The organism is Microbacterium sp. NPDC057659, assembly GCF_042799915.1.
Classification (GTDB): Bacteria; Actinomycetota; Actinomycetes; order Actinomycetales; family Microbacteriaceae; genus Microbacterium.
Genome location: NZ_JBHVHU010000004.1, coordinates 85672 through 109010 on the forward strand (window position 1 = coordinate 85672; position 23339 = coordinate 109010).

A 23339-nucleotide genomic window follows, 5' to 3' on the forward strand; every position below is an offset into this window, starting at 1 on the left:
TGTCAGCCCCTGCCTTCGTCTGGATGGATGCCGCGGAACTCCACAGGACGTCCGCGCCGGTCGTACGTGACGGCCGTGCTGACGGAGAGGTCGATCCCGGGGAGGATCGGGATCCGGCGGGGGCGACCCGAACCTCCTCCGGTCCGTGAGCCGGTGACCGTGACATGCTCCAGGCCCTGCAGACCGAGGATGAAGTCCTCGCTCGCCGAGTACGTCATCGCGTCGATCAGGATGTCCAGGGTGCCGGGCCAGCGTGATCTCGAGCTGGGCTCGGCCCACCGTTCTCGTCGCGGTCCCAGCCCTCCACGGCCGTCCGTGAAGGCGAAGGAGCCGATCGCCGTGCGCTCCCGCAGGAATCGGTCCCGCAGATCCGTGGCGAGCAGGATCGATCCGCCGGGGTTGCCCCGGAGGTCGAGGGTCAGGTGATCGGACACCTGTGCTCGCGAGAAGATGTCATCGAACGCCGCGTGCAGGTCGACGCGGGCATCGAAGGCGCGGACACGGACGCGGAGATCGCCGTCAGACCCGCGCGCGACCCGTACCGTGTCGTCCGCGGTCGGCGGCACCGCTGGTTCGACCCAGTCCGCCTCCTGCCCGAAAGGTCCACGCGCATGGAACGTGCGCTCCTCGCCCGTGAAGGCGAGCGCGCGCCGCGCGCGCACCTGCGACAGTTGCTGAGGCGAGGCACCTACCGTCCGGATGAAGTGCCCTGCGTGCTCGATCTCCACGGTCCACCCGGGGCGCACACCGACCAGCCACGCGGCGCTGTCGGCCGGCACCTCGCTCAGATGCACGCCGTCGGCGTCGAGCGAACCCCGATAGGGAGGGTTGAAGGACCCCGGCCCGCGAGCCTTGATGCCGGTGTGAGCGTCTCCGAGTTCCGCCAGCCATGCGGCGGCGAAGTCGGAGAAGTCGTCGACGGCAGGCGTCTCGCCGAGGTGCCGCGCGCAGATCGCGTCCCAGTCGAGACCGCGGAGAGAGAAGTACGGATAGGTGTTCCCGACCTCCTCGCGCACGAGCGCGGTGGCCTCCTCGGCGGAGGCCACCGGCTCGACGACGACCTCCTCGACGTCGCGACCGATCAGGCTGTGCACGGCGTTCAGCGTGGCGATGAACTCCGCCTCCGTCGCAGCGACCGAGACCAGCCGGCCGGGGGCATCCCAGCGCAGCCTCGGCGCGGCATCCGATGAGGGGTCGATCACCCAGGCATCCTCGCCAGCCTCCGCCGCGCGGAGCACCAGGCGTCGCCCGAGGACGGTCTCGAACTCCTCCTTCTCGTCGGCGATGAGGCGGCGCAGTCCTTCGCTCAGGGGGAGCGCGGAGAGATCGAGGACGAGGTCCGGTGCTGTCACGCCGGCCTCAGGTCGTCTTGATCTGGTACTGGATCATGCCCGAGCGCGTGGCGACGCGGTCGTAGAGCCCCCGCGCCGTCTCGTTCGTCTCAGCGGTGAGCCAGTAGACCTTGGCGGAGCCGTTCCGCTCGGCCCAGTCCCGCACGTGCTCGATCAGCAGGCGGCCGGCACCGGCGCCGCGAGCATCCGGTGCGACGAACAGGTCTTCGAGGTAGCAGTAGTCGGTCGTCGTCCACGTGGCGGGGTGCGCCAGCCAGTGCACGACACCGATCGCCCTGCCGTCGTCGTCGCGCGCCAGCACGCCATGGATACCGGATGCCGGGTCGACGAGGCGCGCGAACGTCGCAGTCGTCGTCTGCTCATCGAGCGTCGCCTCGTAGAAGGTCAGGTATCCGTTCCACAGCGCGAGCCACTCGTCGAAGTCGGCGGGCGTGATGGGGGCGATCGTCGTCATCCGACGAGGCTATCGGGCACAGACCCGATCGATCAGATCCAGCCCGGCATCCAGTTGTGCACGAGCCAGAACTCGTAGGGCACGCTCATGCCGGTCCACACCGGATAGAAGAACGCCGACAGCAGCGTCGCGACGACCAGGAACACGACCACGGTGCGCTGCCCGGCCTGGCGCCGCGACAGCGGGGCATCCGCTCTGCCGGCGAGCGATCTCAGCGCGACGGCCAGCGCGATCACGACGAACGGCACCATCACCACCGTGTAGAACTGGAAGATCGTGCGCTCGGGGTAGAGCAGCCACGGCACGTAGGTCACGGCAAGGCCGATGAGGGGCATGGTGAACGCCGGTCCTACCGGCTGCCGGTCGATCAGCCCGCGCACGAACCGGTACAGCAGGTAGAGCGCGGCGGCCATGCCCGCGAACCAGATCAGCGGGTTCGGCACCGACGAGATCACCGAGATGCAGTGATCGGTGCCGCATCCGCCCTGTTCGTTGCCGACCCAGATCGCGGTCGGGCGCATCATGAGAGGCCACTGCCAGGCCGGGCTCGCGTACGGATGCGAGGCGTGCAGGTTGACGTGGAACCCGTAGATCGCCTCGTGGTACTTCCACAGCTCGGCCAGCGCGTTGCCACCCGCGGAGCGGCCGTACCCGCCCGCGGTGACCAGCCATCCGGTCCACGAGATCAGGTACGTCAGCAGGGCGGCCGGCACCATCAGCAGGAACGAGATCGGACCTTGCCTGAAGGCGGCATCCGTCGGCCAGAACACGACGCCGGCGCGCCGCCGCGCGAGCGCGTCGGCGACGACGACATAGATGCCGAGTCCGGCGAGCACGTACAGCCCCGACCATTTGACGGCGGATGCGGCGCCCAGCGCAACGCCGGCGGCGATCAGCCACGGCCGACGCCAGAGCAGCCGGCCGAGCGTCGGCTCGCCGTCGAGGGGATCCGGTTTCTCGACGTAGGGGATCGCGCGTCGCCGGTCGTAGAGCACGAACAGGAAGCCCAGCAGCACGAAGAAGGTGAGGATGCCGTCCAGCAGCGCGATCCGGCTCAGCACGATGCTGATCCCGTCGATCGCCAGCAGGTACCCGGCGATCGTCGCGACCACGCGCGAGCGCGTCAGCTCCTTCGTGATCAGGTAGACGAGCAGCACTGAGAGAGTGCCGATGATCGCCGTGGAGATGCGCCAGCCCACGCTGGATCCTGGGCCGAACGCAGCCATGCCCAGAGCGATGAGCCACTTGCCCAGCGGCGGATGCACCACGAAGCTGCCCTCGGTGCCGAGCGCACTCGTGTCGCCCTTCAGCAGAGCCTCGTTCGCACCGTCGCCCCAGGTGGCCTCGTAGCCGTTCGCCCACAGCGACCAGGCATCCTTGACGTAGTACGTCTCGTCGAACATGATCGCGTTCGGATGCCCGAGGTTCGTCAGCCGCAGCACGGCGGCGAGCACGGTGACCAGCAGCGGCGGAAGCCACCGCATCACCCGATCCCAGCGGGGTACGGCGATGATGCGATCGCGGAGGGCTTCGAGACGGGTCGAGCGCCACTCGACGGGCGGCAGCAGCGGAGCGGTCTCGGTCACCCTGAGAGCTTAGCCATCCGACCCTGTCCAGCCCTTGTGCCGGAACCACCACCACATGCCGCCCGCGGAGATCGCCATGGTGCCGAGGCCGAGCAGCACGAAGGACCACGGGCCGGTGAGCAGATGTGTGACCTCCCAGCCGAAGTTCATGCCGAAGAACCCGGTGAGAAAACTGAGCGGCAGGAAGATCGACGCGATGATCGCCAGCTGCTTCGAGGTCTCGCCCTGCCGGTTCGCGACCGTGGACAGGTACAGGTCGGTGCACCCCGACACCATCTCGTGGTACGAGTCGAGCTCGTCGGTGATGCGGATCAGATGGTCGTAGATGTCGCGGAAGTAGTCATGGCTGTCGGCCTCGAGCCCGGCGAGATCGGCGATCACCTCGACCTCGCGGGCGAACACGTCCCGCATCGGCACGACGGCTCGGCGCAGCTTCAACAGCAGACGTTTCAGCCGGAACGTCGCTTCGAGCTCCGCCTTGCCCGCGCCGGAGACGATGGCGTCCTCGAGCTGATTGATCTCGTCATCGAGGTCGGAGAGGATCGGGAAGAAGCTGTCCACCACGACGTCGATGATCTTGTAGACGTAGTACCGCTCCGACTTCGGCGCGGGGGAGCGCTCCAGCAGGGTTCTGACGCGCTGCAGGTCGGTGAAACGGTCGCCGTGCACGGTGACGATGAAGTCGCCGCTGAGGTGGCAGTGCACCTCTTCGAGGGGATGCTCGTTCTCCTGCTCCGGCTGCACCTCGATGCCCGCCTGCAGCACGAGCAGCGCGGTGTCGCCGTAGGTGTCCAGCTTCGGTCGCTGCCCGAACTTCACGGAGTCCTCGACGGCGAGCGGATGCAGCCCGAGGAGTGCACCGAGACGCTCGATGTCCTCCTTCGGCGGAGAGACCAGGTCGAGCCAGAAGAACTCGCCGCGCTCACGGAGAGCGCGGATCTCGTCGGCGTCGACGGAGTCGAGGATCCGGATGGCGGATGCTGTCACGGCACCAGCCTAAGCTGGGCGGGTGATCATCCTGGCGGCCACTCCGATCGGCAATCTCGGCGATGCATCCCGGCGACTGATCGAGGTGCTCGAGAACGCCGAGGTCGTCGCCGCGGAGGACACCCGCACCACGCAGCGGCTGTTGCAGGCGCTGCAGATCGACAACCGACCGAGACTGATCGCGCTGCACGACCACAACGAGAAGCAGAAGGCATCTGAGCTGGTCGCGCTCGCCGCGGAGCAGGACGTCGTCGTCGTGAGCGATGCCGGGATGCCCGCAGTGAGCGACCCCGGCTACGGGGTCGTCGCCGCCGCGGCAGAGGCCGGGGTCACCGTGACCGCCATTCCGGGGCCGAGCGCCGTGCTGATGGCTCTGGCGATCTCGGGCCTGCCCACGGATCGCTTCACGTTCGAGGGCTTCCTGCCGCGCAAACCGGGGGAGCGGCGGTCCTCCCTGACCGCGCTCGCCGCGGAACCGCGCACGATGGTGTTCTTCGAGTCGCCGTCCCGCCTGGCCGCCTCGCTCGCCGACATGGGCGTCGCCTTCGGCGACGACCGCCGCATCGCCGTGTGCCGCGAACTCACCAAGCTCTACGAGGAGGTGCGCCGCGGCACGGCATCCGAGCTGGCAGCCTGGGCGGAGCAGGGTGTGAAGGGTGAGATCGTCGTGGTCGTCGAGGGCGCCGCGCCCGTCGCCGTCTCCGCAGAGGATGCTGCCGCGCAGGTGCAGGCACTCGTGGCGTCCGGGATGCGTCTGAAGGATGCCTGCGCCGAGGTCGCCGCGGCGACCGGTCTGAGCTCTCGCGACCTGTACCAGCAGGCGCTGGCGGCGAAGAAGGCCTGAATCTCGCGTGACCGACTCGAAGATCGCCGCCGCCTACGACTCCCGCGCCGCGGAGTACATCGCGCTCGTCGGCGACATCGACCAGATGGAGGCGCCGGACGTCGAGCTGATCCGCAGCTGGCGGGACTCGACGCCGGGGCCGCTGCTGGACGCCGGCTGCGGGCCGGGTCTCTGGACGGCGTTCCTGAACGACGGCTCGCACGACGTCGCGGGCATCGACCTGTCACCCGAGTTCGTCCAGGCCGCGCGGCTGCGCCATCCCGGCATCGACTTCCAGGTCGCCTCGTCCCGTGAGCTTCCTTTCGAGGATGCCTCGTTCGGCGGCATCCTCGCCTGGTACTCGCTCATCCACACTCCGCCCGAGGATTTGCCGGCGATCCTCGCGGAACTGGCCCGCGTGCTCGTCCCCGGCGGCAGCATCCTGATCGGATTCTTCGACGGCGAGCCGCGCGAGCCCTTCGCCCACGCCGTCACGACCGCCTATTTCTGGTCGGCCGAGGCGCTCGCGGCTCTGCTTGCAGACGGCGGATTCGCTGTGGTCGCGTCCGAGCGCCGCAACCGGCTGTCCGGTGCCCCGAGCGTCCGCCCGCACGGGGCGATCACGGCGACGCGCTGCTGATCGAGGCGCCAGCTCCATCAGGCGGCGCCCGCACGGCGAAGAGACAGCAGGATGACTCTGATCACGGCCAGGGCGAGCAGCACCAGGCACGCGATCGCGATGGCGATCGCTGCGGGCATCCCCACAGCCGGCTCGACCGCGCAGCCGATCGCGTCCACCCCCGGTGCGGGGTCCTCGCACCGCCCCACCTGATCTGCGAACGTCAGGAACACCACGACCGGCGCCAGGATCAGCACCAGGACCCACACCCACAGCCGATCAGGCTGCCTCCGTCCAGATGCTCCCATACCCCCATACCCAACCCCCGAACGCACGCCGGGGCAACCCCAGAAGCTCGAGCGGGCCGGGACGTTCCCGAAGCGAGCATCGGGGAGGAGCGAAGGGGAGGGGCCACGCTCTGCGAGCGCAGGGAACGTCCCGGTGCGCGCGCCCTCCGACATCCGCTCCTCGGTCACAGGGCCAAGACTCTTGCCCATCCGCCCTAGAATCGAACGCATGCCCGCAGGCGAATCGTTCTACATCACCACGCCGATCTACTACCCCAGCGACGTGCCGCACATCGGCCACGGCTACACGTCCGTCGCCGTCGACACTCTCGCGCGCTGGCACCGCCAGGCGGGGGACGACACGTGGATGCTCACCGGCACGGACGAGCACGGTCAGAAGATGCTGCGGGCGGCGGCCGCGAACAACGTCACGCCGCAGGAGTGGGTGGACAAGCTCGTCACCGAGTCGTGGTTCCCGCTGCTGAAGACGCTCGACGTCGCCAACGACGACTTCATCCGCACCACGCAGGAGCGGCATGAGAAGAACGTGCAGGTCTTCTTCCAGAGGCTGTACGACGCGGGCTACATCTACGCCGGCGAGTACGAGGCGCTGTACTGCGTGGGCTGTGAGGAGTTCAAGCCCGAGTCCGAGATCGTCGACGGCACGGGTCCTTTCGAGGGCCTGAAGGTCTGCGCGATCCACTCCAAGCCGCTCGAGCTGCTGCAGGAGAAGAACTACTTCTTCAAGCTCAGCGAGTTCCAGGACCGCCTGCTCGAGCTCTACAAGACCGAGCCCGACTTCGTGCGTCCCGACTCTGCGCGCAACGAGGTCGTCTCGTTCGTCAGCCAGGGGCTGAAGGACCTGTCGATCTCCCGGTCGACCTTCGACTGGGGCATCCCGCTGCCCTGGGACGAGTCGCACGTCATCTACGTGTGGGTCGATGCGCTGCTGAACTACGCCACGGCGATCGGCTACGGCTCCGATCAGGCGACCTTCGACCGCCGCTGGCCCGGCTACCACGTGGTCGGCAAGGACATCCTGCGCTTCCACGCCGTGATCTGGCCGGCCATGCTGATGGCTGCCGGGCTCGACGTGCCCAAGGGCGTGTTCGCGCACGGGTGGCTGCTGGTCGGCGGCGAGAAGATGTCGAAGTCGAAGCTCACCGGCATCGCGCCGACCGAGATCACCGATGTGTTCGGCTCGGACGCGTACCGGTTCTACTTCCTGTCGGCGATCGCGTTCGGTCAGGACGGCTCGTTCTCGTGGGAGGACCTCTCCGCCCGGTACCAGGCCGAGCTCGCGAACGGCTTCGGCAACCTGGCATCCCGCACGATCGCGATGATCGAGAAGTACTTCGAGGGCGTCGTTCCCGCGCCCTCCGAGTACACCGAGCAGGATCTCGCCGTGCAGAAGATCGTGGCCGAGGCCGCGAAGAACGCGGATGCCGCGATCGACAGCTTCCGCATCGACGAGGGCATCCGCGCGATCTGGACGATCGTCGACGAGCTGAACGGCTACATCACCGAGAACGAGCCGTGGGCTCTGGCCCGCGACGAGGAGAAGCGCGATCGTCTTGCGACCGTGCTCTACACCTGCGCTGAGGGCCTCCGGGCCCTCGCCGTGCTGCTCTCGCCGGTGATGCCGCAGTCCACCCAGAAGCTCTGGGCGGCGCTGGGCGCCGAGTCGCTCGGCGCGCTCACGGCGCAGCCGATCCGCGAAGCCGGTGCGTGGGGCATCCTGCAGCCGGGCTCCCAGGTGAGCGCGCTGGCACCGCTGTTCCCGCGCGTCGAGCAGACCGTCTGACCCCCGCCGGACTCCGGCACCACGTGAGGGAGAACATGAGCTCTGAAGCACGCACCAGTGCGGATGTCGCGGGCGCGCCCGCCGATGTCGCCGCGAAGGTCGAGCAGTTCCTGCTGGGCGAGAAGTGCACGATCGCGCAGAAGACGCCGGACGGCCTGACCATCTGGTTCGTCACGCGCAAGACGATGCTGTCGTGGGAGCTCGAGGGCGCGGTCACGATCACGCCCGCCGCGCAGGGCAGCCACATCGAGCTCGTGCTGAACACCCACCACAACCGGCCGACGGCGCTGATGGATGGCCCCAAGAACGAGAAGGCCGCGAAGAAGCTCACGGAAAAGCTCACCGCGGCACTGTGATGGCTGACACATACGTGAAGGAACGGTCGACCGACGGACGCAAGGATCTGCGCTATCCGCCCGCGCCCGAGCCGCTCACCGTGCCGGTGTACGACAATCACGCGCATCTGGAGATCACCGACGGCGACGAGCCGCTGTCGCTGATGGAGCAGCTCGATCGGGCCGCCGCCGTCGGCATCGCCGGTGTCGTGCAGGCTTCGGGTGACATCGAGTCCTCGCGCTGGGCGGTCGCCGCCGCCGAGCAGGATGCCCGGGTGCTCGCCGCTGTCGCGATCCACCCGAACGACGCACCCGTCTATGCCGCCGAGGGCCGCCTGGACGAGGCGATCGCGGTGATCGACGAGCTCGCGGCGCATCCGCGCACCAGGGCGATCGGCGAGACCGGGCTGGACTACTTCCGCACCGAGGAACAGGGCAGGCCTGCGCAGCACGAATCCTTCGAGGCGCACATCGCGCTCGCCAAGAAGCACGGCATCGCGATGCAGATCCACGACCGCGACGCCCACGACGACGTGCTCGAGACGCTCGCGCGCGTCGGTGCTCCTGACCGCACGGTGTTCCACTGCTTCTCCGGCGACGACGCGATGGCGCGGGTGGCGGCGGATGCCGGTTACTGGCTGTCCTTCGCGGGCAACGTCACGTTCAAGAACGCTCAGAACCTGCGCGATGCGCTGCACGTGGCACCGCTGGAGCGCATCCTCGTCGAGACGGATGCTCCGTTCCTGACGCCGGTGCCGCTGCGCGGCCGCCCCAACGCCCCCTACCTGGTGCCGCTCACGGTGCGCTTCATGGCAGCCGAACTCGACGTCGACGTCGACGAGCTGTGCGCGCAGCTGGCCGCGAACACGCTCGAGGTGTACGGCTCATTCGAGTGATGACGCGATCCTCTTCGGATTGACGAACAGGGTCTCGGTCTGCTCGAGCTCCATGCCCTTGGTCTCGGGGATGCGCCACATCACGAACAGGAACGACAGGGCGGCGAACAGCGCGTACATGCCGTAGGTGAGGGGCAGAGACCAGGCCGACATCGCCGGGAAGCTGACGGTGATGAGGAAGTTCGCGATCCACTGCGCCCCCGCTGCGACGCCGAGCGCCTTTCCGCGGATGCGGCTGGGGAAGATCTCGCCGAGCAGCACCCACACGATCGGTCCCCACGATGCACCGAAGCCGACCACGAACAGGTTCGCCGCCACCAGAGCGATCGGCCCCCACGGCGCCGGCAGCGTGACCGCACCGTCGGCGCCGGTCACCGAGAACGCGAAGCACAGGGCCATCGTGCCGAGCGCGACCGTCATGATCGCTGAACCGGTCAGCAGGATCGGCTTGCGGCCGACCCTGTCGACAAGGAAGATCGCGATGAGCGTGACCAGCACGTTGACGATGCCCGTGATGACGCTGATCCCGAAGGAGTCGCTCTCGGCGAAGCCGACGGACCGCCAGAGCGTGGTCGAGTAGTAGAAGATCACGTTGATGCCGACGAACTGCTGGAACGTCGAGAGGATGATGCCGACCCACACGATCGGCTGCAGCCCGAGGGCCTTGCCGCGCAGCGAGACACCGGCGTTGCGGCGATCGGTCTCGATGGCCGAGGTCAGCTCGTTCATGGTCTTGTCGAGATCGACCGGCGGCACCAGCCGCGCGAAGATCGCCCGAGCCTCGTCCGACCGCCCCTTGGCGATCAGGTAGCGCGGCGACTCGGGCACCGTGAACGACAGGATTCCGTAGACCGCGGCGGGGATGACGCCGACGATGAACATCCACCGCCAGGCGTCCAGCCCGAACCAGAGCGGGCTGTCGGCGGTGCCGGCCGACCAGGCGAGCAGGGCGTCGGACAGCAGCGCGACGAAGATGCCGAACGTGATCGCCAACTGCTGCAGCGAGGCCAGCCCGCCGCGGATCTGCCTCGGCGCGATCTCGGCGATGTACGCCGGTGCCACCACAGAAGCGATGCCGATGCCGAGCCCGCCGATCACCCGCCACAGGGCGAGGTCCCAGACGGCGAAGGCGAGGCCCGAGCCGAGCGAGCTGACGAAGAACATGATGGCGCCGAGGAACATCACCCGCAGGCGTCCCCACCGGTCGGCGAGGTTGCCGGCGATGATCGCTCCTGCGGCGCACCCGAGCAGCGCGATCGCGACCACGAATCCGGTGACGACCGAGTTCAAGGCGAAGTCGTGCTGGATCGAGTCGACGGCGCCGTTGATCACCGACGAGTCGAAGCCGAACAGGAAGCCTCCGACCGCGGCTGCGACGGAGAGTCCGATCGCGCGGCGGCCGTATGGGCCGCGCAGTGTGAAGGAACCTGTGGGTACCGCATCCGAGGCGCTCATGCGAGTCAGGATACTCAGGCACGCGCGTCGAGTGCCGCATCAGCGCGCCACTAGTCTGATCGGGTGCGCTTCCTCGACGAGATCACCCTGCAGGACGACTTCGTGCGGCTGGAGCCGCTCGGACAGGAACACGCGGATGACCTGGCCGCCGCTGCCGCGACGATCACGAACGCCTGGTACACGTCGATCCCCGCCCCCGGTGACGTTCCCGCTGAGATCGATCGACGACTCGCACTCCGCGAAGCGGGAATGATGAATCCCTTCGCCGTGCGTCGTCTCGCCACCGGCACGGTCGTCGGCACGACGACGTACTGCAACATCGACCAGCCCAACCGGCGTGTCGAGATCGGCTACACCTGGCTCGGAACCTCCGCGCATCGCACTGAGGTCAACCCCGCGATGAAGCGCCTGATGCTCGCGCACGCCTTCGACACCTGCGATGCGATCGCCGTCTCGCTGCTGACGCACTTCCACAACAGACAGTCGCGCGCGGCTATCGAGCGCCTGGGTGCCAGGCTCGACGGCATTCTGCGCAACCACCGGATCATGCCGGACGGATCGCTGCGCGACACCGCCGCGTATTCGATCCTTCCGCACGAGTGGCCCGCTGTGCGCAATGGACTGGATGCCCGGCTCGGTTAGACCTCTGCCGACGGCTCCGCATCGATCACCGGGGGAGCGGCGGCGACGTGGCCGATCGAGCGCCACATCAGCACGAGGGTGAGCGCCGCACCGGCGAACGCGAACCACCACGGAGCAGTCGGGCCCCACAACTGTGCGATGACGCCGCCGAGCGCCTGCCCCAGCACCATGCCGCCGAACACTCCGACCATGTTCACCGAGCCGACCCTGCCCTGCAGTTCATGCGGCACCAGTCGCTGCCGGACGGTGGTCGAGATCGTGCCCCAGACGAACGCGTAGGCGCCGAACACGAACAGGATCACCAGTGCGACCCAGCCCGTCGTGGTGAGCGCCATGGCCAGGTGCATCAGTACCTCGAGCGTCAGGCACACGCGCATCAGAGTCGCGAACGACACATGCCGCTCCAGCCAGCCGAAGCTCGCCGTGGCGATCAGGCCGCCGAGTGCGGAGGCAGTGGTCAGAGCGCCGTAGCCGACGGGTCCCATCCCGAGGTGCTCGGTCGCGTACAGCACGAGCACGCCCCACGGCGCCGCCCAGGTCACGTTGAACAGCAGGATGATGGCGATCAGGGTGCGCACCGGCTTGTTGTGCCACGCCCAGCGGAGACCCTCCGCGATGTCGTGCCGGATGTGGGTCTTCCCGGCATCCGCCTCGGTCCCTGAGCCCGACGAAGGGCGCGCCGGCACCGGCTGCCGGGCGATCCGCGAGACGAGCAGCACGGCCAGCGACACGCACAGCACCTGCAGCAGGAACGGCCAGAACGACCCGATGGCGAAGAGGAACGCGCCCAGCGGAGGGCCGGCGAGCTGGTTCGCGACGAGGAACCCGGCCTGCAGACGGGCGTTGCCGATGCCGAGGTCGGCCGGCTTCACCATCATCGGCAGCAGCGTGCCGCTGGTGGTGTCGGCGAACACCTCGGCCGTGCCGTACAGGAACGAGACCGCCAGGACGATCCAGACGTTCGCGGTGCCGGTGACCAGGAAGAACACCAGCGCGAGCACGACCACCGACCGGATGCCGTTGGCCAGCATCACCAGCATCCGTCGCTCCACGCGATCGGCGATCGCACCGGCGTGCAGGCCGAACAGCAGCCAGGGTAGGAACTGCAGCATCGCCCCGGATGCCACCAGGATCGGCGACGACGTCATCGAGGCGATCAGCAGCGGGGAGGCGGCGAGGGCGATGCCGTCGCCGATGTTGCTCGTCCAGGCCGCGGACATCAGCCAGCGGAAGTCTGTGCCCAGGCGGCGGGGTGCGATCAGTTCGCCGAGGGAGGTCACCGCATGATCCTACGGGGATACGCGAGAATGGACGCATGACCGTCTCCCTGCTCGGCGCCGCCGACATCCGCCGCCTCGCCGCCGAGCTCGACGTCACCCCGACCAAGAAGCTGGGGCAGAACTTCGTCGTCGACGCGAACACCGTGCGCAAGATCGTGCACGCCGCGTCGGTGCAGGCGGGGGAGCGGGTCGTCGAGATCGGCCCCGGCCTCGGCTCCCTGACCCTCGCGATCCTCGAGACCGGGGCATCCGTCACCGCCGTCGAGATCGACCACCGTCTCGCCGAGCGGCTGCCGCAGACCGCGCGAGAGCAGGGCGTGCCCGACGGTGCGCTCACCGTCGTCGACGCGGACGCCCTCCGCGTGACCGAGCTGCCGGGCGACCCCGAGGTGCTGGTCGCCAACCTGCCCTACAACGTGTCGGTCCCCGTGCTGCTGCACTTCCTCGAGACCTTCCCCGGCATCGCGCGTGGCGTCGTCATGGTGCAGGCCGAGGTGGCGGAGCGCCTCGCCGCGAAGCCGGGATCGAAGATCTACGGAGCCCCCAGCGTCAAGGCCGCCTGGTACGGCCCGTGGAACCTGCGCGGCACGGTCTCGCGGCAGGTGTTCTGGCCCGTGCCGAACGTCGACAGCCTGCTGGTCGGGTTCGAGAGGGACGCCGACCCGCGCGGCTCCGAGGACGAGCGGCGCCGCACCTTCGAGATCGTGGACGCCGCATTCAACCAGCGCCGCAAGATGCTCCGCCAGGCGCTGTCCGGACTCTTCGGCAGCTCGGCCGATGCGTCCGCCGTGCTGGAGTCCGCCGGCGTCGCCCCGACCTCCCGCGGCGAGGACCTCACGGTCGACGACTACCACCGCGTCGCGCTCGCCGCCGGCTGAGAGCGCGGTCGCCGAGCCGGTAACCTGGCTGGATGACCGAGCCGCGAATGCTCCCGCGCACCCCCGATCTGCACCGTCCTTACGCCGCTGATCCGGACCGCTACGACAAGGTGGGCTACCGCCAGGTCGGCACCTCAGGGCTGTACCTGCCGCCCATCTCGCTGGGCCTGTGGTGGAACTTCGGCGACAACATCCCGCTCGACAACCAGCGTGCGCTGCTGCGGCACGCGTTCGACAGCGGCATCACGCACTTCGACCTGGCCAACAACTACGGACCTCCTCCCGGGTCGGCGGAGAAGAACTTCGGCCGCATCCTCGCCGAGGACCTGAAGCCCTACCGTGACGAGCTGATCATCTCGTCGAAGGCCGGCTGGGACATGTGGCAGGGCCCGTACGGGTATCTCGGCAGCCGCAAGTACATCATCGCCAGCGCCGAGCAGTCCCTGACGCGGATGGGCCTGGACTACGTCGACATCTTCTACTCGCACCGTGTCGACCCCGACACCCCGGTGGAGGAGACCGTCGGCGCCCTGGACACCCTGGTGCGCCAGGGCAAGGCCCTCTACGTGGGCATCTCGTCGTACTCCGCAGAGCGCACCGCCGCAGCAACGGCCGTCGCTCGCGAACTGGGCACTCCGCTGGTCATCCACCAGCCGTCGTACTCGATCCTCAACCGCTGGATCGAGGACGGACTCACCGACACGCTGCGCTCCGAGGGACTCGGCGCGATCGCGTTCACGCCGCTCGCGCAGGGCCTGCTGACCGGCAAGTACCTCGCCGACGGCACCGCCGAGCGCGCGCAGAAGCGCGGGTCGCTTCCCGACGGGCCGGTCTCCGAGCAGGGGCTCGCAGTGCTGCGCGGGCTCAACGACATCGCGGTCGAGCGCGGGCAGACGCTCGCGCAGTTCGCGCTGCAGTGGACTCTGCGCGACCCGGTCGTCGCGTCCGCGCTGATCGGCGCCTCGCGGCCGGAGCAGCTCGACGAGAACCTCGCGGCGGTGAGCGGGCCGGCCTTCACCTCCGAGGAGCTTGCGCGCGTGGACGCTCTCGCGAACGGCATCGACGTGAACCTCTGGTCCGTCTCGTCGGACCTGTGAGCCCGCGATGAGTCTCGCGGCGCGCTCGGATGCCGTGCATGTGCGCGCTCCGGGCAAGATCAACATCTACCTCGGAGTCGGCGCGCGCCGCGATGACGGCTACCACGCCCTCGCGACCGTGTTCCAGGCGGTCTCGCTGTACGAGGACGTCTACGCGTCACCGGCATCCGATTTCTCGCTGACGGTGTCGGGCGATGTCGACGCGAGCACCGTGCCGCTGGACGACCGCAATCTCGCGATGCGCGCTGCGAAGCTGGTCGCGCAGGCCGCCGGCGTCACCGACGGCGTCGCCCTGCACCTGCGCAAGAGCGTCCCGGTCGCCGGCGGAATGGGCGGTGGATCGGCGGATGCCGCAGCAGCACTGGTCGCCTGCGACGCGCTCTGGGGTACGGAGCTCGGGCCGCACGCCCTGCACGACCTGGCATCCCGTCTGGGCGCCGACGTGCCGTTCGCGCTGCACGGCGGCACCGCCGTGGGCACAGGCCGCGGCGAGCAGCTGACGCCGGCGCTCGCCCCGGGCCGCTTCGACTGGGTGCTCGTGCCCAGCGCCGAGGGGCTCTCGACCCCGGCGATCTACGGCCGCCTCGACGAGCAGCGTGCCACGGTCGGCGCACTCGCCGACGACCCCCCGCTGTCGCTCGACGTTCCCGTCGCCGTGCTCCAGGCGCTGCGCGCGGGCGACCCGCTCGCACTCGCCCCTGGCATGATCAACGACCTGGAGCCGGCCGCCGTCGCCGAGCGCCCCCTGCTGGATCACATCCTCGCGGAGGGCGTGCGTGCCGGCGCGCTGACGGGCATCGTCTCGGGCTCGGGCCCTACCATCGCCTTCCTCTGCGCAGGACCGGACGCTGCGCGCGCCGTGCAGGACGAGCTGCTCGCGATCGGCCGGGAGGCCCTGCACGTGCACGGCGCCGTGCCCGGCGCCCGCATCATGTCCTGAGGGTCACAGTCCCCGCATCCGGGCGTGCAGAGCCTTGACCTCGTCGGCGAACTCGGCGACGGGGCCCGCGACCTCGATACCGGGCGCCACGGCGTTGATCGGCAGCGGGGAGACCGGACCGGACGGCACGCCCCATTCGGCGAGCCAGCCCACCAGCTGCACGGTGCCTGTGGCGTAGACGATCCGGCCCAGCCCGACCCAGGCATGCGCGGCCGAGCACATCGGGCAGTGCTCGCCCGAGGTGAAGGTCACGGCCGTGGCGCGCTGCTCCGGCGTGAGGTTCTCCGCCGCCCAGCGGGCGATCTCGAACTCCGGATGCCGGGTGGCGTCACCGTCCTTCACCCGGTTGCGGTCCTCGAACAGCACGGTGCCCTCGGCATCCGCGATGAGTGACCCGAACGGCTCGTCGCCGTCGTCCAGCGCCTCGGCGGCGAGGTCGACGCAGCGGCGCAGCAGCGCGGACTCGGTCTCGGTGGGGGAGTAGAACGCGGTCATGCTCCGAGCGTAGTCACACCCGCGCGGCACTAGCCTTGAAGGGACATGGCACATCTCCTCGGGGCCGAAGGCCTGCATCTCGAGTACCCCACCCGCGTCGTCTTCGACTCCGTCACGCTCGGCGTGGAGGAGGGCGACCGCATCGGCATCGTGGGTCGCAACGGCGACGGCAAGTCGAGCCTGCTCGGCATGCTCGCGGGACTCCGCGAACCGGATGCCGGCCGGGTGACCGTGCGCGGCGGAACGACGATCGGCCGCCTCGACCAGGCCGACACCCTCGATGACGCGCTCACCGTGGGCTTCGCCGTCGTGGGGGACACTCCTGAGCACGAGTGGGCCGGGGACGCTCGCATCCGCGACGTGATCTCGGGCCTCGTGGCCGACCTCGGCTGGGACACTCCCGTCGCTTCGCTGAGCGGCGGCCAGCGCCGCCGCGTGTCGCTCGCCAGACTGCTCGCCGGCGACTGGGACGTGCTCTTCCTCGACGAGCCCACCAACCACCTCGACGTCGAGGCGATCACCTGGCTGGCCGAGCATCTGAAGAACCGGTGGGCGAAGAACTCCGGCGCGCTGCTGGTCGTGACCCACGACCGCTGGTTCCTCGACGAGGTCTGCAACGCCACCTGGGAGGTGCACGACCGGATCGTCGAGCCGTTCGAGGGCGGCTACGCCGCCTACATCCTGCAGCGCGTGGAGCGCGATCGGATGGCGGCGGCATCCGAGGCCAAGCGGCAGAACCTGGCGCGCAAGGAGCTCGCCTGGCTGCGCCGGGGCGCTCCCGCTCGCACCAGCAAGCCGAAGTTCCGCATCGATGCCGCCAACGAGCTGATCGCCGATGTGCCACCGATCCGCGACTCGGTGTCGTTGCAGTCGCTGGCCGTCTCGCGCCTCGGCAAGGACGTCGTCGACCTGCTGGACGCCGGGGTCGCCTACCCTTCGTCGAGCTCAGGGGCCGAGATGAAAGAGGTGCTCAAGGACGTCGAGTGGCGCATCGCACCGGGAGAGCGCACCGGCATCCTCGGGGTGAACGGCGCGGGCAAGTCCACGCTGCTCGGCCTGATCTCGGGTGCCGTGCAGCCCACCAGCGGGCGGGTCAAGCACGGCAAGACCGTGCAGGTGCGCACGCTCACGCAGCGGCTCGACGAGCTCGACCAGCACTGGAACGACCCGGTCCGCACGGTGATCAACGGTCTTCGGACCTCGTACACGTTCGGCACCGGCTCGAAGGCGCAGGACCTCACTCCCGGCCAGCTGCTGGAGCGTCTCGGATTCACCTCGGCCCAGCTGTCCACGCCGGTGAAGGACCTCTCCGGTGGCCAGCAGCGCCGCCTGCAGCTGCTGCTCGTGCTGCTCGACCAGCCCAACGTGCTGATCCTCGACGAGCCCACCAACGACATGGACACCGACATGCTCGCCGCGATCGAGGATCTCCTCGACTCCTGGCCGGGCACGCTGCTCGTGGTCAGCCACGACCGGTACTTCCTGGAGCGCGTGACCGATCAGCAGTACGCGATCCTCGACCGGCACCTGCGGCACCTGCCGGGCGGAGTGGACGAGTACCTTCGGCTGCGCGCCGCGCAGGAGCGGACGGATGCCTCGGCCCCTTCCGCGCCCGCCGCTGCGACGGCTCCGGGGCTCGACGGCGCAGCCCGCCGCGCCGCCGAGAAGGAGCTGGCCGCGCTCGAGCGCAAGATGCAGAAGCTGAACGGCGACATCGACAGGGCGAAGCACGCCCTCGCCGATCATGACCAGTCCGACTACGCAGGTCTCGGCGAGAAGATGAAGGCCATCCAGACCCAGCAGGACGAGGTCGAGGAACTCGAGCTGCGCTGGTTCGAGCTCACCGAGCAGCTCGGCTGAGCGCCCGTCACGAGGACTGGGCCGCGAAAGCGATCAGCAGCATCGTCACGAGGAATCCGCACAGGTAGTTGATCCACAGGAACTTCCGCCAGCCGCGGTTCGCGCGGGCGGAGTCCTTATCGCTGACGAAGGCGTAGGGCGCGGCGGCGAGGAGATAGGGGACCGCGAGCACGGCGGCGAGCGCGCCCGGCCAACCGGTCGTGAGCACCAGCAGGCCGGCCGCGGTCCAGCAGACGAGCGCGAAGCGCACGGTGCGCGCAGCTCCGAGGACGGTGGCGATCGAGGCGATGCCGCCCTCCCGGTCCGGGATGACGTCTTGCACGGCGCCGAAGGCATGACTGGCCATGCCCCAGAGGAAGAAGGCGCAGAGGACCGCGACGAGTCCCCAGGTGAACGTGCCGTCGGCGAGTACGACGCCGTAGACGGCGGGGCTGACGAAGTGCACGCTGGATGTCGCGGAGTCCAGGCCCGGCACTTCCTTGAAGCGCATCGGCGGTGCCGAGTAGGCGACGACGGCGAACAGGCTCACCGCGAGCACGAGCCAGGAGAGCGGCGAGCCCATCGCCGCGAGTGCGGCGATGAACGGCACGCAGAGCACGGCGGAGGCGATCAGGATGCTCCGGTGGCGTGATCGCGGCAGCACCGCGCCCTCCACTCCGCCCTTGCGCGGGTTCGCAAGATCGGACTCATGATCGAACACGTCGTTGATGCCGTACATCGCGAGGTTGTACGGGACGAGGAAGAACAGTGCTCCGACGATCAGTGCGGCATCCACTTCCCTCGCCGTGAGGAGATAGGCGGCCGCGAACGGGTAGGCGGTGTTGATCCAGCTCAGCGGCCGGGACACGGCGAGAAGGTCATGGATCATCGTGCCTCCTGAGCACTCCCCAGAGGGCGGGAAGCAGGATCACTGCCGCGAGGGGGTACGCGAAGTCCTCGATGGGGGCCGCGCCGATCATGAGTCCCGAGACCCGTTCGTCGTCGGCGTAGGCGAACAGGCCCGCGGCGATCATGAGGTTGTCGAAGACGGCAGTCAGGACGAGCAGCACGCCGGCCGTGATGGCCAGCGCCGTCAGCGACAGCGGTGTTCGTCGCCGTACGAGGATGGCGAAGACGACGGCGATGGCGAGGAAGACCGCGGAGAGTGCTGGATAGGTCATCGCTCACCTCGGCGCCGGTCGAGTGCGCGCTGGACGCCGCACGCCAGCGTCATGGTCAGCTGACAGAGGAAGAGCAGGAACACCGGCTCCTCCAGAGGCAGCTCGGGCGCCAGGAGGATCCCGGTCGAATACGGATTCTCGCCGCGGAAGAAGATCCCCAGCGCGATGCCCGCGGCGTCCCACAGCAGCAGGAAGGCGACGCCGATCGCGAGGACGCTCGCCGCCCGCAGCGGGTCGCGTCCGAGGAACAGGCCGAGCCGGATGTCCAGGGCGATGACACCCGCGAGCGAGATCAGCAGCAGGATCAGGTACAGCGCGTTCACAGCGGCTCCGGGAGCGGGGTCGCCGTGCGGTCCCCGCGCAGGCGCTTGAGCACGAGTTCGGCGCTGATCAGGCACATGGGCAGTCCGATCCCGGGAATGGTCGACGCTCCCGCGAGGAGCAGCCCCTTCACGCGCGGTGAGGTGTTCCGGCCCCGGAGCACCGCGCTCTGCCGCAGCGTGTGGGCCGGGCCGAGGGCTCCGCCTCGCCAGGCCCCGAATTCGCGCTCGAAGTCGGCGGGGCCGACGCTCCGCCGCACGACGATGCGCTCGCGTAGCCCGGGGATCCCGCACCAGGCGGAGATCTGGTCGATGGCGGCGTCGACTGCGCGCTCCACGCCCGGGGATCCTCCGCCGTCGAGGCCGCCGCCGCCGATGTCGGGGTCCGCGGGGACGGGCACCAGCACGAACAGATTCTCGTGGCCGGGGGGCGCCACGGCGTCCGACGCGCTCGGTCGGCAGATGTACAGCGAGGCGGGGTCGGGGATCCGAGGACGGCCGCCGTAGATGTCATCGAAGCCCGCATCCCAGTCCTCCGCGAAGAGCAGGGTGTGGTGAGCGAGCTCCGGGAGTTCGCCACGGACGCCGAGCATCGCCAGTACCGCACCGGGACCCGGATCCCTGCGGCGCCACCAGCTCTCGGAACGGCTGCGGTACGCCGGCGCGAGCAGCTGCCGCTCCGTGACGCGGAGATCGGCGGTCGAGACCACGACGTCGGCGGGGAGGACCTCGATCCCCTCGGGGCCCTCCACCTCCACGCCGACGGCGGCACCGTCCCTGACGATGATCTGTCGCGCCCTTGTCCCGGTCGTCAGCGTCGCGCCATGGCCGACGGCGAGACCGGCGATCGCGTCGATGACGGCGCTGAAGCCCCCGCGGGGATAGAGCACGCCCTGTCCGATGTCCAGATGGCTCATCAGGTGGTACATGCTCGGTGCCCGGGACGGTGACGTGCCGAGGAAGACCGCGGGGTATCCGAGGACGCGCTGCACGCGGGGATCGCGGGAGCTCCGCCGGATCATCCTGTCGAGAGGCTCTCCGAGAAGGCGGGCGAGCCGGGGGAGCCTCGCCAGGAGCGCGGGGTCGAGGAACGGCCGGAGGGACTCGTAGCTGCTGTAGAGGAACGAGGATGTGGCCAGCGAATACGTGTCCGCGGCCGAGGTCAGATACCGGTCGAGGGTGTCGGCCGACGCGGGGTCCAATTCGGTCAGCGCGGCGACGGCGTTCTCCGCAGGCAGGTCGAAGGGCGTCGGATCGCCCTCGAAGAAGACCCGGTATGCAGGATCGAGGCGGAGCAGGTCGAGCTGCTCGGCGGCGGAAGTGCCGAGCAGCCGGAAGAAGTGGTCGAAGACCTCCGGCATCAGATACCAGGACGGCCCGGTGTCGAAGACGAAGCCCCGGGACTCCCAGCGTCCTGCTCTGCCGCCGAGCTCGTCGCGGGCCTCAACGAGGACGACGTCCAGCCCTTCGTTCGCGAGCAGGGCTGCGGTGGCGAGCCCGGAGATGCCGCCGCCGATCACGACGGCGCGTTCGGCGGTGCTCACCCGATCACCCGCCCGAGGGCCGCTCCGGAGACGAGCCGCAGCTTGACGGACGTCGGCACGGATACGCGTCGTCGCCTCAGCTGTTCGACCGGGGTCGTTCTGAGTTGTTCGTTCAGGCGGCCGAACAGCGCGGCGGCGGCGGCGGTCGCTCGCCGGGAGCCCGGAGGCAGTCGTCGTATGGCGGAGCGCGCCGCCGTCAAATCATCGTCGATCTCGTCCACCATCGCGTTCTTGTCCGCCTCGGTGAGACGCCCTCCCCGCGTACCCGGGATGTACTGCCGTCCGAGGGAGTCGACGTCATCCGCGAGGTCGCGGAGGAAGTTCACCTTCTGGAAGGCGGCGCCGAGGCGACGAGCGCCCTCTTCGAGATGATCGTCGATCGGCGTCCCCGGCGACTCGGAGGCGAAGACGCGCAGGCACATCGACCCGACGACCTCGGCAGAACCGTGGATGTAGCGCCGGAAGGTCTCGCGGTCGTACTCGACGGGATCCAGGTCCATCCTCATCGATGCGAAGAACGGCCGCAGCAGCTCGGCGGTGATCCCGGTCTGGCGCGCGGTGACGGCGAACGCGTGCACGACGAGATTCGCACTGAAGCCGCGCGCGATGGCGGCGATCGTCTCCTGCTCGAGCTCGTCCAGGATGCTGCGCGTCGTGCCTGGATCGAGACCGGCCTCGACGGCGGGACCGTCGACGATCTCATCGGCGACCCTGACCAGTGCGTAGACATCGGCGATGCCCTGTCTGACGTCGCGGGGGAGCAGACGGCTCGCCAGCCCGAACGACGTCGAGTAGGCCTGGATGATGCGTCGTGAGGACGTGCGCGCCGTCGTCGTGTACAGGGCGAGCCCCTCCGCTCTGCTCATGACTGCCGCTCCGCGCACATCGCCGCGATGTCTGCCAGAGCGTCCTTCAGCGCGGACGGCAACGGCGCGGTATCGATCGCCCGGCGGGCTCTCGCGAACTGTTCGTCGACGGCACGCTGCATCCGCGCCGATGCGCCGGAGGCTGTCAGGGCACCGCGCATCCGTGCCGCGTCGCCCTCTTCGAGCGGCGCGCGCCCGAAGAGATGCTGCACGTCGCGCCATTCCGCGGTCTCCTCGGCGAAGGCGATCAGCAGCGTCCGCTTGCCCTCACGCAGATCACCGCTGACCGACTTGCCGGTGCGATCCTCAGTTCCGAACACGCCAAGGACGTCGTCGCGCAGTTGATAGAGCACGCCGAGTTCGCGCCCGATCCGCTCCAGGGCGGTGACGCGTGCCGCTTCGGCTCCGGCGATGATCGCCCCCGTGCGCAGAGGGGCGGCACAGGAATACGTCGCGGTCTTCTGTGCCATCGTCTCGAGGATCTCGGCGGGCGACGGGGAGGCCATCCCTCGGCCTGCGGCCACGTCGGCGTGCTCGCCGGCGACGGCGTCGAACAGAGCGTCGTCGATCATGCGGTGCATCTCTCCGGCGACGCCGTGCGGCAGATCGGAGACGAGCGCGTGAGCACCGCTGATGAGGAGGTCGCCTGCGAGCATCGCCGACGCCGTGCCCCACGCGGTCGCGTCGTCCAGAGGTCGCCCGGCGTCGATCGCATCCGCGGTGAACAGTCCGGCGAGGTTGGGTCGACCACGGCGGACGAGGTCCCCGTCGAGGACGTCGTCGTGGAGGAGGAGCGCGGTGTGCAGGATCTCGAAGGCGGCACCGGCGACCTCGGCGGAGCGGCGGTCCGCGCCGCCGAGATGGTCGTGGGACAGCAGTACCAGCCTCGACCGCAGGCGCTTGCCACCATCGGCCGCCTCACGGGTTCTGCGCCAGAGAAGCGCGTGACCCTCGCTCCGCGTCCTCGCGCGCTCCTCGCGCTCCGTGAAGAAGCGGCGGATCGTCGCCTCGACGCCGGTCCTCTCCATCGTGGCGCTCATGCCGCCCGCTGCCATGCTGCGGCGCGGATCTCGCCGTCTGCACGTGAGAGCTCTGCGGCCTGGCTCACGAGCCAGGGGCTGAAGGCCCACGGGGCGGCCGTGAGGGCGATCGCGAGATCCCGGGGGTCGACCCAGCGCAGTTCCATCGCCTCTGCCGCCACGAGGACCGGGTCGCCGAGGGCACGGGCCGTGTACACGGGGCAGACCTCGTTCTCCACGGTGCCCGAGGCGTCTACCGCGCGGTAGCGGAAGTCGGGGAGCTCCAGGCGGATGTCTGCGAGTTCCAGCCCCAGCTCCTCGCGCGCCCTGCGCCTCACCGCGTCGGGTATCGGCTCGAACGGCTGGGGGTGGCCGCAGAAGGCGTTGGTCCAGGTGCCGGGCCACGTGCGCTTGCCCAGAGCGCGTCTGGTGATCAGGACCCGGCCGTGCTCGTCGAGGACGTGACACGAGAACGCGAGGTGCAGTGGGGTGCGGTCGTGGTGCACCTCCGCCTTCTGGGCGACGCCGCGGGGCGTGCCGTCGTCATTGAGCAGCACGACGCGTTCCTGAGCCGTCACCATTTCTCTCTCCTGTCTAGTTGCTAGCCAGGCTAGCTTTCTCCGAATCATATAGCTTCGGT

General features: G+C 69.3%; 25 protein-coding genes. 10 read left to right on the forward strand and 15 right to left on the reverse strand.

Going from position 1 to position 23339, the window contains the following annotated elements:
• Positions 1-2: 2 nt before the first annotated feature.
• From ACFVAE_RS16830 to corA, 4 genes are read right to left on the reverse strand one after another with little or no spacing between them, the layout of a single operon-like run.
• Positions 3-1352: a S41 family peptidase gene (locus tag ACFVAE_RS16830; protein WP_378894650.1), complete on the reverse strand. Its 1350-nt coding sequence runs from the start codon at positions 1350-1352 to the stop codon at positions 3-5.
• A gap of 7 nt (positions 1353-1359) precedes the next feature.
• Positions 1360-1806: a GNAT family N-acetyltransferase gene (locus ACFVAE_RS16835; protein ID WP_378894653.1), complete on the reverse strand. Its 447-nt coding sequence runs from the start codon at positions 1804-1806 to the stop codon at positions 1360-1362.
• A 32-nt stretch (positions 1807-1838) separates the two neighbouring features.
• Entirely contained in the window at positions 1839-3392 is a 1554-nt protein-coding gene (locus tag ACFVAE_RS16840; RefSeq protein WP_378894656.1) for a dolichyl-phosphate-mannose--protein mannosyltransferase, read from the reverse strand.
• A 9-nt stretch (positions 3393-3401) separates the two neighbouring features.
• Complete coding sequence (gene corA, locus ACFVAE_RS16845; RefSeq protein WP_378894659.1) at positions 3402-4379, reverse strand: magnesium/cobalt transporter CorA; 978 nt, start codon at positions 4377-4379, stop codon at positions 3402-3404.
• A gap of 22 nt (positions 4380-4401) precedes the next feature.
• Here corA and rsmI point away from each other — a divergent pair, with 22 nt between their 5' ends.
• Positions 4402-5223, forward strand: coding sequence for a 16S rRNA (cytidine(1402)-2'-O)-methyltransferase (rsmI, locus tag ACFVAE_RS16850; RefSeq protein WP_378894662.1), 822 nt, complete (start codon positions 4402-4404; stop codon positions 5221-5223).
• 7 nt (positions 5224-5230) lie between these two features.
• Complete coding sequence (locus tag ACFVAE_RS16855; protein WP_378894665.1) at positions 5231-5842, forward strand: class I SAM-dependent methyltransferase; 612 nt, start codon at positions 5231-5233, stop codon at positions 5840-5842.
• 17 nt (positions 5843-5859) lie between these two features.
• Here the strand turns inward: ACFVAE_RS16855 and ACFVAE_RS16860 are convergent, their stop codons facing one another.
• The gene (locus tag ACFVAE_RS16860) at positions 5860-6129 is read right to left on the reverse strand and encodes a hypothetical protein (protein WP_378894668.1); all 270 of its coding nucleotides are present in this window, start codon (positions 6127-6129) and stop codon (positions 5860-5862) included.
• Between the two features lie 208 nt (positions 6130-6337).
• On the opposite strand from ACFVAE_RS16860, the gene metG reads away from it, so the two are divergent.
• Genes metG through ACFVAE_RS16875 form a run of 3 tightly spaced genes read left to right on the forward strand, consistent with a single transcriptional unit; the run spans position 6338 to position 9143 of the window.
• Positions 6338-7912, forward strand: coding sequence for a methionine--tRNA ligase (gene metG / locus ACFVAE_RS16865; RefSeq protein ID WP_378894671.1), 1575 nt, complete (start codon positions 6338-6340; stop codon positions 7910-7912).
• Between the two features lie 35 nt (positions 7913-7947).
• The gene (locus tag ACFVAE_RS16870; protein WP_378894674.1) at positions 7948-8268 is read left to right on the forward strand and encodes a hypothetical protein; all 321 of its coding nucleotides are present in this window, start codon (positions 7948-7950) and stop codon (positions 8266-8268) included.
• A complete protein-coding gene (locus ACFVAE_RS16875) occupies positions 8268-9143 on the forward strand; it encodes a TatD family hydrolase (protein ID WP_378894677.1) in 876 nt (291 codons plus the stop codon). Before ACFVAE_RS16870 ends, ACFVAE_RS16875 begins: the two co-directional genes overlap by 1 nt.
• Here the strand turns inward: ACFVAE_RS16875 and ACFVAE_RS16880 are convergent.
• Positions 9132-10598, reverse strand: a complete 1467-nt coding sequence (locus tag ACFVAE_RS16880; protein WP_378894680.1) for a sugar porter family MFS transporter — start codon at positions 10596-10598, stop codon at positions 9132-9134. The genes ACFVAE_RS16875 and ACFVAE_RS16880 overlap by 12 nt on opposite strands.
• Before the next feature lie 63 nt (positions 10599-10661).
• Here ACFVAE_RS16880 and ACFVAE_RS16885 point away from each other — a divergent pair, with 63 nt between their 5' ends.
• A complete protein-coding gene (locus ACFVAE_RS16885) occupies positions 10662-11240 on the forward strand; it encodes a GNAT family N-acetyltransferase (RefSeq protein WP_378894683.1) in 579 nt (192 codons plus the stop codon).
• Here ACFVAE_RS16885 and ACFVAE_RS16890 read toward each other — a convergent pair.
• Positions 11237-12520 carry an MFS transporter gene (locus ACFVAE_RS16890; protein WP_378894686.1) on the reverse strand — a complete coding sequence of 428 codons (1284 nt, stop codon included), beginning with the start codon at positions 12518-12520 and terminating at the stop codon, positions 11237-11239. The genes ACFVAE_RS16885 and ACFVAE_RS16890 overlap by 4 nt on opposite strands.
• A 35-nt stretch (positions 12521-12555) precedes the next feature.
• On the opposite strand from ACFVAE_RS16890, the gene rsmA reads away from it, so the two are divergent.
• From rsmA to ACFVAE_RS16905, 3 genes are read left to right on the forward strand one after another with little or no spacing between them, the layout of a single operon-like run.
• A complete protein-coding gene (gene rsmA / locus ACFVAE_RS16895; RefSeq protein WP_378894688.1) occupies positions 12556-13398 on the forward strand; it encodes a 16S rRNA (adenine(1518)-N(6)/adenine(1519)-N(6))-dimethyltransferase RsmA in 843 nt (280 codons plus the stop codon).
• A gap of 32 nt (positions 13399-13430) precedes the next feature.
• The gene (gene mgrA / locus ACFVAE_RS16900; RefSeq protein ID WP_378894691.1) at positions 13431-14495 is read left to right on the forward strand and encodes an L-glyceraldehyde 3-phosphate reductase; all 1065 of its coding nucleotides are present in this window, start codon (positions 13431-13433) and stop codon (positions 14493-14495) included.
• A 7-nt stretch (positions 14496-14502) separates the two neighbouring features.
• Positions 14503-15435, forward strand: coding sequence for a 4-(cytidine 5'-diphospho)-2-C-methyl-D-erythritol kinase (locus ACFVAE_RS16905; protein ID WP_378894693.1), 933 nt, complete (start codon positions 14503-14505; stop codon positions 15433-15435).
• 3 nt (positions 15436-15438) lie between these two features.
• Here the strand turns inward: ACFVAE_RS16905 and ACFVAE_RS16910 are convergent, their stop codons facing one another.
• Entirely contained in the window at positions 15439-15930 is a 492-nt protein-coding gene (locus tag ACFVAE_RS16910) for a nucleoside deaminase (protein ID WP_378894695.1), read from the reverse strand.
• 45 nt (positions 15931-15975) lie between these two features.
• Between ACFVAE_RS16910 and ACFVAE_RS16915 the strand changes: the two genes are divergently transcribed.
• Complete coding sequence (locus ACFVAE_RS16915) at positions 15976-17790, forward strand: ABC-F family ATP-binding cassette domain-containing protein (protein ID WP_378894697.1); 1815 nt, start codon at positions 15976-15978, stop codon at positions 17788-17790.
• A gap of 7 nt (positions 17791-17797) precedes the next feature.
• Here ACFVAE_RS16915 and ACFVAE_RS16920 read toward each other — a convergent pair whose 3' ends face one another.
• From ACFVAE_RS16920 to idi, 7 genes are read right to left on the reverse strand one after another with little or no spacing between them, the layout of a single operon-like run.
• On the reverse strand, positions 17798-18658 hold the full coding sequence (locus tag ACFVAE_RS16920) for a prenyltransferase (RefSeq protein WP_378894699.1): 861 nt from the start codon (positions 18656-18658) through the stop codon (positions 17798-17800).
• On the reverse strand, positions 18648-18950 hold the full coding sequence (locus tag ACFVAE_RS16925; RefSeq protein ID WP_378894701.1) for a lycopene cyclase domain-containing protein: 303 nt from the start codon (positions 18948-18950) through the stop codon (positions 18648-18650). The genes ACFVAE_RS16920 and ACFVAE_RS16925 overlap by 11 nt, the downstream gene beginning before the upstream one ends.
• Positions 18947-19273 (reverse strand): lycopene cyclase domain-containing protein, encoded by a 327-nt coding sequence (locus tag ACFVAE_RS16930; protein WP_378894704.1) that lies wholly within the window; start codon positions 19271-19273, stop codon positions 18947-18949. The genes ACFVAE_RS16925 and ACFVAE_RS16930 overlap by 4 nt, the downstream gene beginning before the upstream one ends.
• Positions 19270-20814, reverse strand: coding sequence for a phytoene desaturase family protein (gene crtI, locus ACFVAE_RS16935; protein ID WP_378894707.1), 1545 nt, complete (start codon positions 20812-20814; stop codon positions 19270-19272). The genes ACFVAE_RS16930 and crtI overlap by 4 nt, the downstream gene beginning before the upstream one ends.
• The gene (locus ACFVAE_RS16940; protein ID WP_378894709.1) at positions 20811-21680 is read right to left on the reverse strand and encodes a phytoene/squalene synthase family protein; all 870 of its coding nucleotides are present in this window, start codon (positions 21678-21680) and stop codon (positions 20811-20813) included. The genes crtI and ACFVAE_RS16940 overlap by 4 nt, the downstream gene beginning before the upstream one ends.
• Positions 21677-22720: a polyprenyl synthetase family protein gene (locus tag ACFVAE_RS16945; RefSeq protein ID WP_378894711.1), complete on the reverse strand. Its 1044-nt coding sequence runs from the start codon at positions 22718-22720 to the stop codon at positions 21677-21679. Before ACFVAE_RS16945 ends, ACFVAE_RS16940 begins: the two co-directional genes overlap by 4 nt.
• Positions 22717-23280, reverse strand: a complete 564-nt coding sequence (gene idi / locus ACFVAE_RS16950; protein ID WP_378894714.1) for an isopentenyl-diphosphate Delta-isomerase — start codon at positions 23278-23280, stop codon at positions 22717-22719. The genes ACFVAE_RS16945 and idi overlap by 4 nt, the downstream gene beginning before the upstream one ends.
• Between the last annotated feature and the right edge of the window lie 59 nt (positions 23281-23339).